Here is a 14,114-nt window from a genome sequence, read left to right as displayed (position 1 = left end):
AGTGATGCGGGGGCCAGGCAGAGATTCAATGCGCCAAGTGCAGGCCGCACTCGCGCTGCGCCTCGCCCTTGGTCGGATCCTGGTAGTCGAAGTTGTTCGGCAGACCGTGCGCCTCGCAGTACTGGTAGAGGTCCTTAGCCGTCCAGTGCAAGAGCGGCGCCACCTTCAGCAGCCCGTCGGGGTTGACGCTCACCGGCTGCATCTGCGCGCGCACGGCGCTGTCGCTGGCGCGCAGCGCGGTGAACCACACGCGCGGCGCGGTCTCGCGCAGGGCGCGGGCGAAGGGCTCGAGCTTCACCTCCTCGGTGAAGGCGGCGTGGCCCGGGTCCTCCAGCGCCGGCACCGGGCCGTCGACAGCCTCGCGGTGCGCGCGCGAGCGCAGCGGCTGGTAAATGCGCAGCCGCAGTTGCAGCAGCCGGGCGACCTCGTCGGCATAGCGGTAGGTGGCCTCGGTGTTGTAGCCGTGGTCCATCCAGACCACCGGCACGTCGGGCCGCACCTGCGTGACCAGGTGCAGCAGCACCGCCTCGTAGGGCCGGAAGTTGGTGGTGACGATGGACGGCAATTCCAGGCCCAGCGCCCAGCGCACCAGCGCCGGTGCGTCGTGGCCGTGCTCGGCGTTGACGCGCGCCAGCTCCAGCGTTTCTGCAGCAGGCGTGGTCATGCGGCCTCCCGGGCGAACAGCGGGCGCGGCTCCAGCACGTCGCCTTGGTAGAAGGCCGAGAAGCGCTCGAACTGGCGCTGTGCCGCGGCCGGATCGACGCCCTCGGCCAGCACCGCGCTGGAAAAGCCGCTGCGGTGCATGTGCACCAGCTGGTCGATCAGCACGTCGCCGGTGGCGCGGATGTCGCCGGCGAATTGGTAGCGTCGGCGCAGCAGCAGCGCCTGGGTGTAGGCGCGGCCGTCGGTGAACTTCGGAAACTGCAGTTCGATGCAGGCGATGCCGTCTAAGGCGCCGCTGGCAGCCAGCGCGCCCAGATCGGCGTCGTTGGCGATTTGCAGGGCTTTTCCGGCTTCAGCCTGCGCGGAATATGCGGTGTTAGCTATTATTTTCATAGTGCGAGCGGAAGGTGTCGGAGGGCTGTTGCGGCTCATTCGGCCAGGGCTTCTTCCACCTTGGGGTGGCGCGCGGCGTTGGCGGCCGCCTTGAACGGGTCATGGCCGATGCGGCGCAGGGCGTCGATGAAGAGCTCGCCGGGCTTGCGCAACTCGCGGAACACTTCCAGTACGGCCTCGATCACATCCGGCACCTCGGCCGCGTTGAACGACGGGCCGACGACCTTGCCGCCGATCGCGGGGCCCGAGAGCTGCGAGCCGTCCGCGCCGCCCAGCGTGATCTGGTACCACTCCTTGCCGTCCTTGTCGACGCCGAGGATGCCGATGTGCCCGCTGTGGTGGTGGCCGCAGCTGTTGATGCAGCCGCTCATGTGCAGGTCGATGGGCCCCAGGTCGAACAGCTCATCCAGGTCCTGGTAGCGCGCCGTGATCGCTTCGGCGATGTGCAGCGAGCGCGCGTTGGCCAGCGAGCAAAAATCCCCACCGGGGCAGGCGATCATGTCGGTCAGCAGGCCGATGTTGGGCTGCGCCAGGCCCAAGGAACGGGCGGCGTCGTACAGCGCCGGCAGGTCGCTCTCATGCACCCAGGGCAGCAGCAGGTTCTGCTCGTGCGTCAGGCGCGCCTCGCCGCTGGAGAACTGCTCGGCCAGCTGCGCCAGGGCGTCCAGCGTGTCGGCGTTGGCATCGCCCGGCGCGAAGCCCACGCGCTTGAACGATAGCGTCACCGCCGCCAGGCCGGGCAGGGCATGGCCGCGCACGTTCTGGCGCAGCCAGCGCTGGTACAGCTGGCCTTCGGGGTTGACGCGCGCGGGCAGGTTCGCGGCGCGCAGTTCGGGCACCACGAAGTGGCGGGAGACGCGGTCCAGTTCGGCCTGGGTGATGGTGTGCGGCGCGCCGTCCAGTTCGGTAATGGCCTGGAATTCCTGCTCGACCGCGTCGATGAAGGCCTGGCCCTCGGCCTTGACCAGGATCTTGATGCGCGCCTTCCACTTGTTGTCGCGTCGGCCGTAGGCGTTGTACGTGCGCACGATGGCCTCGATGTAGTTCAGCAGCTGCGGCCAGGGCAAAAAGTCGCGCACCACAGTGCCGACGATGGGCGTGCGCCCCATGCCGCCGCCGACCTTGACGGCAAAACCCACCGCGCCGTCATCGGCGCGCACCGCCTGCAAGCCGATGTCGTACCAGCCGGTGGCGGCGCGGTCCTCGCGCGCGCCGTTGAAGGCGATCTTGAACTTGCGCGGCAGGTAGGTGAACTCGGGGTGCAGCGAGCTCCACTGGCGCGTGATCTCGGCGAACGGCCGGCAGTCCGCGATGCCGTCCTCGGCGATGCCCTCGTAGGCGTCGCAGGTGATATTGCGGATGTCGTTGCCGCTGGTCTGGATGCCGTGCATGTGCACGCTGGCCAGCAGGTCCATCACGTCGGCCGCGCGGCTCAGCGGAATCCAGTTGAACTGCACGTTGGTGCGCGTGGTGAAGTGGCCGTAGCCGTATTTCAGCGGCGAGGCGACCAGGGTCTGGCCGGGCTGGGCGGCCTCCAGCGCATCCTGCGTGGCCTGGGCGTGCGCCAGCAGGGCCGGGTCGGGCCGGTCGTATTCGCGTGCGATGTACGCCAGGGTGCGCAGTTGCAGACTGTTGATTTCACCGTACGGCACGGCGATACGCGCCATGGGCGCGTAGCGCTGGACGTACCAGCCGTTTTGCAGGCGCAGGGGCAGCAGCTGGTCGTCAGTCAGCTCGCCCCGTTCCCAGCGTTCGAGTTGGTCGCGGAATTGCTGGGCGCGCAGCTGGACGAACTGGCGGTCGAATTCGGTGTACTGGTACATGGCGCGTCGTGTCTGGTCGTTCGGTGGGGCCGTGACGCGCCGGGGAAGTGCCTGCCAAAGCCCGCAGGGCCCGCCGCGTCACGCAACGGGCGCCACTGTAGGAGCAGGCGTTATAAAAACAAACTACCGTTTAGGTCTTCATATATGCTTTGTGGTGCATAAAGAAACCTGGCTGCGTTCGGGAGCAGCGCACGTGGTGACAGGTTTCAGCCGGGTTGCTGCGCCTGTGGGCAGTTCACATGGATGAATTCACGCTGCGCCAGGGTGGCGCCGAAGCGCACAGCCGTCAGGCAGCCACCCCAGACGCAGCCGGTATCCAGCGCCAGCAGGTCGGGGCGGTTCATGCGCCCGAGCGTCGACCAATGGCCGAAGGCGATCGGCGCGCCAGCGGTGCGCCGGCCGGGCACGTCGAACCACGGCAATAGCCCGGCGGGCGCCTGGGCGGCGCTCTCGGCGCTGTCGAAGTCCATCTCGCCGGCCGGCGTGCAAAACCGCAGGCGCGTCAGCGCGTTCACGATCACGCGCAGGCGGTCGCTGCCGCGCAGGTCGTCGTGCCACTGCGCCGGCTGGTTGCCATACATCTCCTGCAGGAAGTCGGCCAGGTTCGGGCCGCGCAGCACGGCTTCGACCTCGGCGGCATGGCGCAGCACGTCCGCGGCGGACCACTGCGGCAAGGCACCAGCGTGCACCAACAGCAATGCATCCGCTCCGTAGGGGACCTGGCGCACCAGGGGCTGGTGGCGCAGCCAGTCCAGCAAGGCGTCGCGGTCGGGCGCCTCCAGGATGCTGGCCAGCGTGTCGCGCCGCGACGGTTTGCGCACACCATGCGCCACCGCCAGCAAATGCAGGTCGTGGTTGCCCAATAGCGGCAGCAAGCTGCCTTCATGCGTGCGGCAGCGGCGCAATACCGCAGCGGACTGGGGACCCCGATTGACCAGGTCGCCCAGCAAATACACGGTATCGCGGCTGGGAGAATAGCCCATATGTGCTAACAGCCGGTCCAATGCGTTGTCGCAGCCTTGAATGTCACCTATGCAGTAAATGCTCATGTGTTGATTTGTAAAGGGTCGGTCCGACTGGATGTGTATGGGCCTGCCAGCCTGAATGGAACTCGCAGCTCAGTCTGGTGCAGCAGGTACCGTGTTACGACTGTACAGGTGGGAATGAGCGCAAAATGATTAATTGCTTCTGACGGTGCTTGTGGACCAAAATATCCCTATAATGCGCCGCGTCAACGCAATCTACGCACTGCATTATGAATACCACCATGACTGAAGAAGCCAGCTACAAGGAACTGCTCAAGGAGCGCCAGGATCTCGAGCAGCGTATCCAGGAAGCGCGCCGCCGTGAATTTGCCAAGGCCCTTTCGCAAGTGCGCGAACTGGTGAGCGAGTTTGATATGTCGCCGCAGGATGTATTTCCGGGCGGCCGCGCGTCGCGTGGCGCCGCTGCAGGTGGCAATTCTGCCGCAGCCAACGCCGGGCAAAAGGTTCCGCCAAAGTATCGTGATCCCCAGACCGGCAAGACCTGGACCGGGCGCGGCAAACCACCGCTGTGGATTCAAGGCCAGGATCGCGAGCAATTCGCCATCTGATCCCGGCCCCGGCGTTCTGCGCCACGACGATGATATGAAAAGGGCCATGCCGATGATTATTCGGCCTGGATGTTCTTCCAGATAGCGTCGTCAGCATTCCGCCCCCTCATGCAAAGAGCCTGCTTGCCCTCGCAAGCAGGCTCTTTCGTTTGCGTGGTATGAAATTGACGCGACTTGAATGCGTGCGTCGTTGTTCGGTCGGCAGCAGGCTGCGTTCACCTTGACTGTGGTTTTTACGTAGGGAAAATGCCTGCGCCCGCGTGAGGCAAATCAGCCTTGGGCCTGCGCATCGCCTTGGGGCTGGGTCCGCTGATTGGCTTTGACGTTCAAGGCTGACAGAATGGGCTGCTGACCACGTTGAACCGGAGAACGCCATGACGCTGCCCATGCAGGACAACAACACCCACGCCTTTTCCTCCACCATTCAGGCCTTCACCACGGCATCCGGGCGGCAGGGAAAGTTTTTCTCGCTGCCGCAGCTGGCGCAGCAGTTTCCAGGAATCGAAAGGCTGCCGGTTTCCATCCGTATCGTGCTGGAATCGGTGCTGCGCAATTGCGATGGCCTGAAGGTGACGCCGGAGCACGTCGCGCAGCTGGCGCAATGGAACCCCACCGCGCCGCGCAAGGACGAGATTCCCTTCATCGTCTCGCGCGTGGTGCTGCAGGATTTCACCGGTGTGCCGCTGCTGGTGGACTTGGCGGCTATGCGCAGCGCAGCCGCCCGTCTGGGCCGTGAGCCGCGCCGCATCGAGCCGCTGGTACCCGTGGATCTGGTGGTGGACCACTCCATCATGGTCGACCACTACGGCACGCCCGACGCGCTCGATCTGAACATGAAGCTGGAGTTTCACCGCAACCGCGAGCGCTACGAGTTCATGAAATGGGGCATGCAGGCCTTCGATACCTTCGGCGTGGTGCCGCCCGGCTTCGGTATCGTGCACCAGGTCAACCTGGAATACCTGGCGCCTGGCGTGCATGCCGGCAAGGACGGCATTTACTACCCCGACACCCTGGTCGGCACCGACAGCCACACCACCATGATCAACGGCATCGGCGTGGTCGGCTGGGGCGTGGGCGGCATTGAGGCCGAAGCCGCCATGCTGGGCCAGCCGGTGTACTTCCTCACGCCCGACGTGGTGGGCTTCGAGCTGACCGGCGAGCTACGCGAGGGTGTGACGGCCACCGACCTGGTGCTCACCGTGACCGAGCAGCTGCGACGCGCCAAGGTGGTGGGCAAGTTCGTTGAATTCTTCGGCGAGGGCACGCGTTCGCTGTCGGTGCCGGACCGCGCCACCATCGGCAACATGGCACCTGAATATGGCGCCACCATGGGCTTCTTCCCGGTGGACGAGAAGACCTTGGACTATTTCCGTGGCACCGGCCGCAGCGAGGAGGCCATCGAGGCGCTGGAGGCGTATTTCCGTGCCCAGGGGTTGTTCGGTGTGCCACAGCCGGGCGAGATCGAGTATTCGCAGGTGCTGCGTCTGGACCTGTCGCACGTCACGCCCAGCGTGGCGGGCCCCAAGCGCCCGCAGGACCGCATCGAGCTGGACGGCCTGTGCCGCCAGTTCACCGCGCTGTTCTCCAAGCCTATGGCCGAGGGTGGCTTCAACCAGCCGGCCGAGATCCTGAAGACGCGCCACCACGTGCGCCACGGCGAAACCGAGGACTGCGCCAAGATCCCGCGCGACGCTCCCACGCCCCCCGGCGCGCCCCGTTTCCTCGAGGAGATGGAGAACAACAAGCCCGACCGCAAGCTGATGCACGACGAGGCTGCGGGCGCCACCGCGCTGCCCGAGGACGAGGGTGACTTCAGCCTGGGCAACGGCGACGTGCTGATCGCCGCCATCACCAGCTGTACCAACACCTCCAACCCGAGCGTGCTGCTGGCGGCCGGCCTGCTGGCGAAGAAGGCGGTGGAGGCGGGTCTGACGGTGCAGCCGCACATCAAGACCTCGCTGGCGCCGGGCTCGCGCGTGGTGACCGAATACCTGACCCGCGCCGGCCTGCTGCCCTATCTGGAAAGGCTCGGCTTCGCGCTGGCCGGCTACGGCTGCACCACCTGCATTGGCAACGCCGGCGACCTGGCGCCCGAGATCAACGACGTGATCACGCGCAACGACCTGGTGTGCGCGGCGGTGCTGTCGGGCAACCGCAATTTCGAGGCGCGCATCCACCCCAACATCAAGGCCAACTTCCTGGCCAGCCCGCCGCTGGTGGTGGCCTATGCCATTGCCGGCACCGTGCTACGCGACCTGACCACCGAATGCCTGGGCCTGGGCAAGGACGGGCGCGAGGTGCACCTGCGCGACATCTGGCCGAGCAGCGACGAGATCCATGCGCTGATGCATTTCGCCATGAACGGCCCGGCCTTCCGCGAGAACTATGCCAAGGTCAAGACCGACCCTGGGGCGCTGTGGCAGAGCATCCATGGCGTGACCGGCGAGGTCTATTCCTGGCCCGAGAGCACCTATATCGCCGAGCCGCCGTACTTCGACGGTTTTGCTATTGAAAAAGTAGCGGCAAGCCCTTCAATCTCAAGGGCTGAAGGCCAGAATAACCCCGAAGCCGTGTGCGGCGCGCAGATCATGGCGCTGTTCGGCGACTCGATCACCACCGACCATATCTCGCCGGCCGGCTCGATCAAGCAGGACGGCCCGGCCGGGCAGTGGCTGATGGAGCACGGCGTGCAAAAGCTCGACTTCAACAGCTACGGCTCGCGCCGCGGGCACCACGAGGTCATGATGCGCGGCACCTTCGCCAACGTGCGCATCAAGAATCTGATGATCCCGGCGCTGGAGGACGGATCGCGCGAGGAAGGTGGCCTGACCCTGTACCAGGGCGAGGGCCCGCTGCACGGCCAGAAGATGTCCATCTTCGACGCCGCCATGCAATACCTGCAGGCCGGCCGGCCCACGGTGGTGCTGGCGGGCGAGGAATACGGCACCGGCTCCAGCCGCGACTGGGCGGCCAAGGGCACGCAGCTGCTGGGCATCAAGGCGGTGGTGGCGAAGAGCTTCGAGCGCATCCACCGCTCGAATCTGGTCGGCATGGGCGTGCTGCCGCTGCAGTTCGGCGGCAATGATTCCTGGCAGACGCTGGGCCTGAAGGGTGACGAGCTGATCGACATCCTGCCGGACCCGCAGCTCACGCCGCAGAGCGAGGCGCGCATGGTCATCCGTCGACCCGACGGCAGCGTGGTGCAGGAGGTGACGCTGACCCTGCGCATCGACACGCCTATCGAAGTCGAGTACTACCGGGCGGGCGGCATCCTGCCGTTCGTGCTGCGCCAGCTGCTGGAGGCGTGAAACCCTAGGGGACGCGGCGCCTTCGCGTCCGTCCGGGGAGTCGCAGGCCAGGGCTGCTACGACCCGTGCGTGCTCCGAAGTCGGCCTTTCGACCGGGGTGCTGTTACAGACAGCCGGAGCCTGCCGCTCCCGTGGCGTGCAGTGCATCAGCAGGTGCACAGGTTTCGCGCGGCGCCTGCGACAGGTTCGCCGCGCAGGCGCGGCAGGACGCTGTGTTGGCGGTTTACCCGGTAATGCCAGGCATGCTGCAGGGCAGCGGACGCCGGTGCTACTGTCACAATATGTGAGCACCGACCAACGCCCGTCCCATCCATGACCACACGCATCGCCTGGATCGACCCGGATCCCGCGCACGCCCGCCGCGCGCTGCAACTTCTGGCCCTGCGCGACCGGGGCTGGCTGGTCATGCCAGTGCCGCGCCCGGACGCCGGTGCCACGGCACTGCAGGACTGGAGCGCCGTCGTGCTGTGCCTGGGCGAGGGTGAGAGGCAGCTGCCTGACTGGGTGCCTGCCGGCCGCTGGCCCCTGTTGCTATGCCTGCCGCCCGATGGCGAGGCGCTGGCCGCGCCGGTGCTGCGCACCGCCAGCCGCGCTGGCTGCCTGGCGGACTATGTGCTGCGTGGCGGCGAAGGCGACCATCTGCCCGAACTGGTGCGCCAGCTGGACCTGCTGCTGGCGCATGGAGGCACCGGCCAGCTGCCCGTGCCGCTGCTGCAGGTACAGCTGCAGCGCATGCAGACTGCCCTGGGCAGCATGAGCCAGGGCATCCTGCAGACCGATGCCGCCGGCCGCGTGAACGTCTACAACCCGCGCGTGCTGGAGCTGCTGAACCTGCCCGCCGAACTGATGGCCACCCAACCCACGCTGGCCGAGTTGACACAGCTGCAGATACAGCGCAACGACTTCGGCACGCAGTGCGAACTGATCGACGTCCGCGGGCGCAGCTACGTGCTGGCCGGCGCGCTGGACGCGCCGCCGGACCTCTATTGGCGCCGCACGCGCGATGGCCGCATGCTGGAAGTGCGCACGCGCACGCTGCCCGATGGCGGCCTGGTGCGCACCTTCGCCGACGTGAGCGACCACGTGCGCGTGCAGTCCGAGCTGCAGCGCAGCGAAGAGCGCTTTCGCAGCCTCTGCGACCTGTCGTCCGACTGGTACTGGGAGCAGGACGCGCAGCTGCGATTCACCGACATCGCCGGCGTGGCGGTGCGCCAGGACGCACGGCTGCAGGGCCTGCAGGGGCATTCCCTGTGGGATATCGCCGCCGCCAACATGGACGAGGCCGACTGGGCCAGCCACCGCGCACGCGTGCAGGCGCGCGAGACCTTCCGCGACCTGGAACTCAAGCGCATCGCCCAGGACGGCAGCGTCATGTGGATCTCGCTCAGCGGCGAGCCCATCGTGGACAAGTCTGGCGCGCTGCAGGGCTACCGCGGCGTCGGGCGCAACATCACCGAGCGCAAGCGCGTCGAGGGCGAGATCGAGCGCCTGGCGTTCTACGACCCGCTCACCGGCTTGCCCAATCGGCGCCTGCTGATGGACCGGCTGCAGCGTCTGTGCGCCGCGCTGGAGCGCAGCAAACGCTACGCGGCGCTGCTGTTCATCGACCTGGACCATTTCAAGAACCTGAACGACACGCGCGGCCACGACCTGGGCGACCAGTTGCTGGCCCAGGTGGCGCGGCGCCTGCGCCACTGCGTGCGCGCCAGCGACACCGTGGCGCGCTTTGGCGGCGACGAGTTCGTGGTGCTGGCGGATGCGCTGGCATTCGACCCGGCGCAGGCGCGCCTGGACGCGCAGCGCGTGGCGCTGAAGGCCGCGCAGGCGCTGTGCGAGCCATATGTGCTGGGCGACGGAGAAACCTACCACTCCACTCCCAGCATCGGCGTGACGATGTTCCGCCACCCGGTGCTGGCTCCCGAGGAACTGCTGCGCCAGGCCGACTTTGCCATGTACCAGGCCAAGGGGGCCGGGCGCAACGTGGTGCGCTTCTTCGACCCCAGCCTGCTGGCGCAGATGCGCGCGCGCGCCGAACTGGAGACCGACCTGCGCTTGGGCCTGCCGCGCGACGAGCTGGTGCTGTACTACCAGCCGGTGGTGGATGCCGGCGGTGCCACCATCGCCGCCGAGGCGCTGGTGCGCTGGCAGCACCCGCAGCGTGGCCTGCTGGCGCCGGGCGAGTTCATCGAGCTGGCCGAGCAGTCGGGTCTGATCCTGGCGCTGGGGCGCTGGGTGCTGGACGCCGCCTGCCGGCAGCTGGCGCAATGGGCCGGCCAGCCAGGGCTGCGCGAGCTGAGCGTGTCGGTCAACGTCAGCGCCCGGCAGTTCCGCCAGAGCGGCTTCGCGCAGGAAGTGCTGGCCGCTGTGCAGGCCAGCGGCGCACGGCCCGAGCGCCTGCGCCTGGAGCTGACGGAAAGCCTGATGCTGAGCGACATCGAGGAGTCGATTGCCAAGATGGCTTACCTGCGCGCACAGGGCGTCAGCTTCTCGCTGGACGACTTCGGCACCGGCTACTCGTCGCTGTCCTACCTCAAGCGGCTGCCCCTGGATCAGCTGAAGATCGACCGCACCTTCGTGCGCGACGTGCTCAGTGACCCCAACGACGCGGCCATCGTGCGCACCATCCTGGCGCTGGCGCAGAGCCTGGACCTGGGTGTGGTGGCCGAGGGCGTGGAGACCGACAGCCAGCTCGAATTCCTGCGCCAGCATGGTTGCCCGGCATTCCAGGGCTACCTGTTCGGCCGGCCGGTGCCAGCGGCGCTGCTGGAAAGCAGCCTGCTGCCATCGGCGGCGTGACCGGCGCCGCAGGCCAGGCACCGCACCACGGGACGCGACAATCGCCGCCATGCAGCAATCGCACATCCTGATCGCCGGCGGCGGTATCGGAGGCCTGGCCGCGGCGCTGGCCAGCGCGCACGCTGGCTGGCCGGCACGGCTCCACGAACGCGCGCCGGCCTTCACCGAAGTCGGTGCCGGCGTGCAGCTGGGTCCGAACGTGGTGCGGCTGCTCCAGGCCTGGGGCCTGTCGGACGCGCTGCGCGAGGTAGCCGCGTTCCCCGAACGCCTGGTGGTGCGCAGCGCCGGCAGCGGCCGCGAATTGGGCCGGCTGCGCCTGGGCGCGGACATCACCCTGCGCCATGGCGCGGCCTACGCCACCGTCCACCGCGCCGACCTGCACGCGCTGCTGCTGGCGGCAGTGCGCCGGCAGGCCGGCGTACAGCTGCACACCGGCCACACGCTGCAGGGCTACGAATGCCAGGAGGGCGTGGTGATCGCCCGGCTGCTGGATGCCGACGGCCGGTTGCTGACCGTGCCGGGGCGCGCGCTGATTGGTGCCGACGGACTGCGCAGCAGCGTGCGCGCGCAACTGCTGGGCGAGGCCGACACACGCGTCAGCGGCCATCTGGCCTACCGTGCCGTGGTGCGCCAGGACGCGCTGCCGGCCGCGCTGCGCTCGCAGATCGTCACCGCCTGGCTGGGACCGCGCCTGCACGTCGTGCACTACCCGGTGCGCCGCGGCGAGCTGCTGAACGTCGTCGCCATCCACCATGGCCAGGCGCCGCATGACCTGGAGCATTGGGACCACGCCGCCAATGCCGCGCAGCTGGAAGTGGCGCTGGCGCGGACCTGCGCACCGCTGCAGGACCTGGTGCGCGCCGTGCCGCAGGCCGGCAGCGGCTGGCGCCTGTGGCCGCTGCTGGACCGCCCGCCGGTCGCCGGCCCGCGGCAGATGGCGCAGGGCCGGGTGGCGCTGCTGGGCGACGCGGCGCATCCCATGCGGCCGTATCTGGCGCAGGGCGCCGGCATGGCCATCGAGGACGCCGTGGCGCTGCAACGCTGCCTGGCCATGCACGGTCTGGATACTGCCCGACGCCTGCAGTGCTATGCCGAGCAGCGCTGGCAGCGCAACGCCCGGGTACAGGAACGTTCCCGCCGCAACGGCACCATCTTCCACGCCACCGGCCTGCTGCGCTGGGGGCGCGATGCGGCCATGCGGCTGCTGGGCGAGCGGCTGCTGGATATGCCCTGGCTATACCAGGGCGGGTGACAAGTTGGCTTTAGCTATAAATTGCATAGCTGCAAGCCCCTGATATACAAGGGCTGGAGCCGGTTTTCGTTGAAAACACCGCTGCCGGCCGGCAGCATCCGCCATCAACCTCCGGCGGCCGGCGGCTGCGGCAGCCGGGCAAACGCCAGGCCGGCCAGCACCAGCAGCGCGGCGATCGCCGCCATCACCGGCCCGAACGGGTCGTCCACGCGGCCCTGCGCCAGCGACGCCACCACGCCGGTGAACCACTGCAGCGCCGCCACGCCCAGGAACATGGCCATGGTGAACACCGCCATGGCGCGGCCCGTCAGCTGCGCCGGGTAGGCCGCGCGCACGTCGGCGTACTGCAGCACGATGAAGCCCGACAGCAGCCCGATGGCCAGCATCAGCGCCACCTCCAGCGCGGGCGGCAGGCGCAGCGCCAGCGCCGCGAACAGCGCCGCCATGGCCAGCGTGCAGGCCAGCAGCCAGCGCCGGCGCTGTGCCGGACCGGGGTCGATGCGGCCGAACAGCAGCGGCCCGGCCAGCGCCACCAGCGACAACGCCAGCGCCACGTTGCCGCTGTCCACCAGCGACCAGCTGTGGCGTGCGATCAGCATCGGCCCCAGCCACAGCCCGCGCAGCGCGATCAGCGCCGCATAGGTCACCGCGCCCAGCGCCACGATGCCCCAGGTGTGCGGCAATGCCAGCAGCGCGGCGAAGCGGCGCGCGGCCTCGGCCAATGATTCGCGCGGAGGTGCATCGGCCGTCGCCGCCACGGCCGGCTCGTGCACGCCGCGCCACATCCACATCCAGGCCAGCAGCGCCAGCGCCGCCAGCACGCCGAAGCCCGCGCGCCACGACCACGCCTGCACCACCCAGGCCAGCGGCGTGCCGGTCAGCAGCATGCCCACCGTGCCCAGCGCCATCGCCGCGCCCGACAGCGCGGCGAAGCGCGCCGGCGCGAAATGCCGCGCGATGAACACCGTGCACACCAGGAACGCCGGTGCGCAGCCCACGCCGATCAGCGCCTGCGCCAGCACCAGCCAGCCGAAGCCCGGCGCCAGCGCCGACAGCAGCGCCCCGCCGATGGCCAGCGGGAACACCGCCAGGATGGTGCGCCGTACGCCGTACAGGTCGATGCTGATGCCCATGAACATCTGCATGGCGCCGAAGGCAAAGTGGAAGGTGCCGGCAAAGATGCCCAGCGCCTGCGGCGACAGCGCGAAATCCTGCTGCAGCGGCGCGGCCAGCATGGCGGCGACGGTGCGGAACGCGGTGCTGAGGGTGAAGCCGGAGGTCAGCGCGACGAGCATCCACAGCAGGGCGCGTGAGGAGGCCGGGGGGCGCGCACGCGGCGCCGGGGCAGGGCGGGTCATGCCGCACAGCGTAACGCGCCCGCGCCACCAGCGCTGTCGTGCCGGCGCCCATAATCCGCGCTTCGCATTTTTTGCCAACCGAACGGAAACCGCGCGTGGACATCGTTTTGCTGCTCAAGGCCGCCATCATGGGCGTGGTCGAGGGCTTGACCGAGTTTTTGCCCATCTCCTCCACCGGGCACCTGATCCTGGCCGGCAGCCTGCTGGGCTTCGACGACGCCAAGGCCAAGGTCTTCGACATCGCCATCCAGACCGGCGCCATCTTCGCCGTGATCCTGGTGTACTGGCAGCGCATCCGCACCACGCTGGTGGCGCTGCCGACGCAGCGCCAGGCGCAGCGCTTCGCATTGAACGTGCTGATCGGCTTCCTGCCCGCCGTGGTGCTGGGCCTGCTGCTGGGCCGCGCCATCAAGGAGCACCTGTTCACCCCGGTGATCGTCGCCAGCACCTTCATCCTGGGCGGCTTCATCATCCTGTGGGCCGAGCGGCGCCAGCAGGCGGCGGTGCGCGTCCACAGCGTGGACGACATGACGCCGCTGGACGCGCTGAAAGTCGGCCTGGTGCAGTGCCTGGCGATGGTGCCGGGCACCAGCCGCAGCGGCGCGACCATCATCGGCGGCATGCTGCTGGGCCTGTCGCGCAAGGCGGCGACGGACTATTCGTTCTTCCTGGCGATCCCGACGCTGATCGGCGCGGGCGTGTACAGCCTGTACAAGGAGCGCGCGCTGCTGTCGGCCGCCGACCTGCCGATGTTCGCCGTGGGGCTGGTGTTTTCCTTCCTGAGCGCCTGGGCCTGTGTGCGCTGGCTGCTGCGCTACATCAGCTCGCACAGCTTCGTACCGTTCGCCTGGTACCGCATCGGCTTTGGGCTGGTGGTGCTGGCGACGGCCTGGTCGGGGCTGGTGACCTGGGCGGAGTGAGCCTGCG

At 68.4% G+C, this 14,114-nt stretch carries 10 protein-coding genes; 5 read left to right on the top strand and 5 right to left on the bottom strand.

The window, feature by feature from the left end; all coding sequences use genetic code 11:
* Positions 1-25: 25 nt before the first annotated feature.
* From BLQ61_RS10995 to BLQ61_RS10980, 4 genes are all read right to left on the bottom strand, one after another.
* Complete coding sequence (locus tag BLQ61_RS10995) at positions 26-664, bottom strand: phosphoadenosine phosphosulfate reductase domain-containing protein (protein WP_091570022.1); 639 nt, start codon at positions 662-664, stop codon at positions 26-28.
* The gene (locus BLQ61_RS10990; RefSeq protein WP_091570018.1) at positions 661-1,056 is read right to left on the bottom strand and encodes a DUF934 domain-containing protein; all 396 of its coding nucleotides are present in this window, start codon (positions 1,054-1,056) and stop codon (positions 661-663) included. Before BLQ61_RS10990 ends, BLQ61_RS10995 begins: the two co-directional genes overlap by 4 nt.
* Positions 1,057-1,091: 35 nt before the next feature.
* A complete protein-coding gene (locus tag BLQ61_RS10985; RefSeq protein ID WP_091570016.1) occupies positions 1,092-2,879 on the bottom strand; it encodes a nitrite/sulfite reductase in 1,788 nt (595 codons plus the stop codon).
* A gap of 206 nt (positions 2,880-3,085) precedes the next feature.
* Positions 3,086-3,928 (bottom strand): symmetrical bis(5'-nucleosyl)-tetraphosphatase, encoded by an 843-nt coding sequence (locus BLQ61_RS10980; protein WP_091570013.1) that lies wholly within the window; start codon positions 3,926-3,928, stop codon positions 3,086-3,088.
* A gap of 218 nt (positions 3,929-4,146) precedes the next feature.
* Here BLQ61_RS10980 and BLQ61_RS10975 point away from each other — a divergent pair, with 218 nt between their 5' ends.
* The 4 genes from BLQ61_RS10975 (at position 4,147) to BLQ61_RS10960 (ending at position 11,829) form a co-directional block, all read left to right on the top strand.
* Positions 4,147-4,473: an H-NS histone family protein gene (locus tag BLQ61_RS10975; RefSeq protein WP_091570537.1), complete on the top strand. Its 327-nt coding sequence runs from the start codon at positions 4,147-4,149 to the stop codon at positions 4,471-4,473.
* 374 nt (positions 4,474-4,847) lie between these two features.
* The gene (locus BLQ61_RS10970; RefSeq protein ID WP_245703992.1) at positions 4,848-7,781 is read left to right on the top strand and encodes an aconitate hydratase; all 2,934 of its coding nucleotides are present in this window, start codon (positions 4,848-4,850) and stop codon (positions 7,779-7,781) included.
* Between the two features lie 312 nt (positions 7,782-8,093).
* Positions 8,094-10,577 carry a putative bifunctional diguanylate cyclase/phosphodiesterase gene (locus BLQ61_RS10965; protein WP_091570010.1) on the top strand — a complete coding sequence of 828 codons (2,484 nt, stop codon included), beginning with the start codon at positions 8,094-8,096 and terminating at the stop codon, positions 10,575-10,577.
* A 49-nt stretch (positions 10,578-10,626) separates the two neighbouring features.
* Positions 10,627-11,829 carry an FAD-dependent monooxygenase gene (locus tag BLQ61_RS10960; protein ID WP_091570008.1) on the top strand — a complete coding sequence of 401 codons (1,203 nt, stop codon included), beginning with the start codon at positions 10,627-10,629 and terminating at the stop codon, positions 11,827-11,829.
* Positions 11,830-11,933: 104 nt separating this feature from the next.
* On the opposite strand, the gene BLQ61_RS10955 is transcribed toward BLQ61_RS10960, so the two are convergent.
* Positions 11,934-13,187 (bottom strand): MFS transporter, encoded by a 1,254-nt coding sequence (locus BLQ61_RS10955; RefSeq protein WP_245703990.1) that lies wholly within the window; start codon positions 13,185-13,187, stop codon positions 11,934-11,936.
* Positions 13,188-13,282: 95 nt separating this feature from the next.
* Between BLQ61_RS10955 and BLQ61_RS10950 the strand changes: the two genes are divergently transcribed.
* On the top strand, positions 13,283-14,107 hold the full coding sequence (locus BLQ61_RS10950) for an undecaprenyl-diphosphate phosphatase (protein ID WP_091570002.1): 825 nt from the start codon (positions 13,283-13,285) through the stop codon (positions 14,105-14,107).
* The last annotated feature ends 7 nt before the right edge of the window (positions 14,108-14,114 follow it).

This window comes from Oryzisolibacter propanilivorax, assembly GCF_900103645.1.
Lineage (GTDB): Bacteria > Pseudomonadota > Gammaproteobacteria > Burkholderiales > Burkholderiaceae_C > Melaminivora > Melaminivora propanilivorax.
This window is presented reverse-complemented; position numbering and strand designations above follow the sequence as displayed.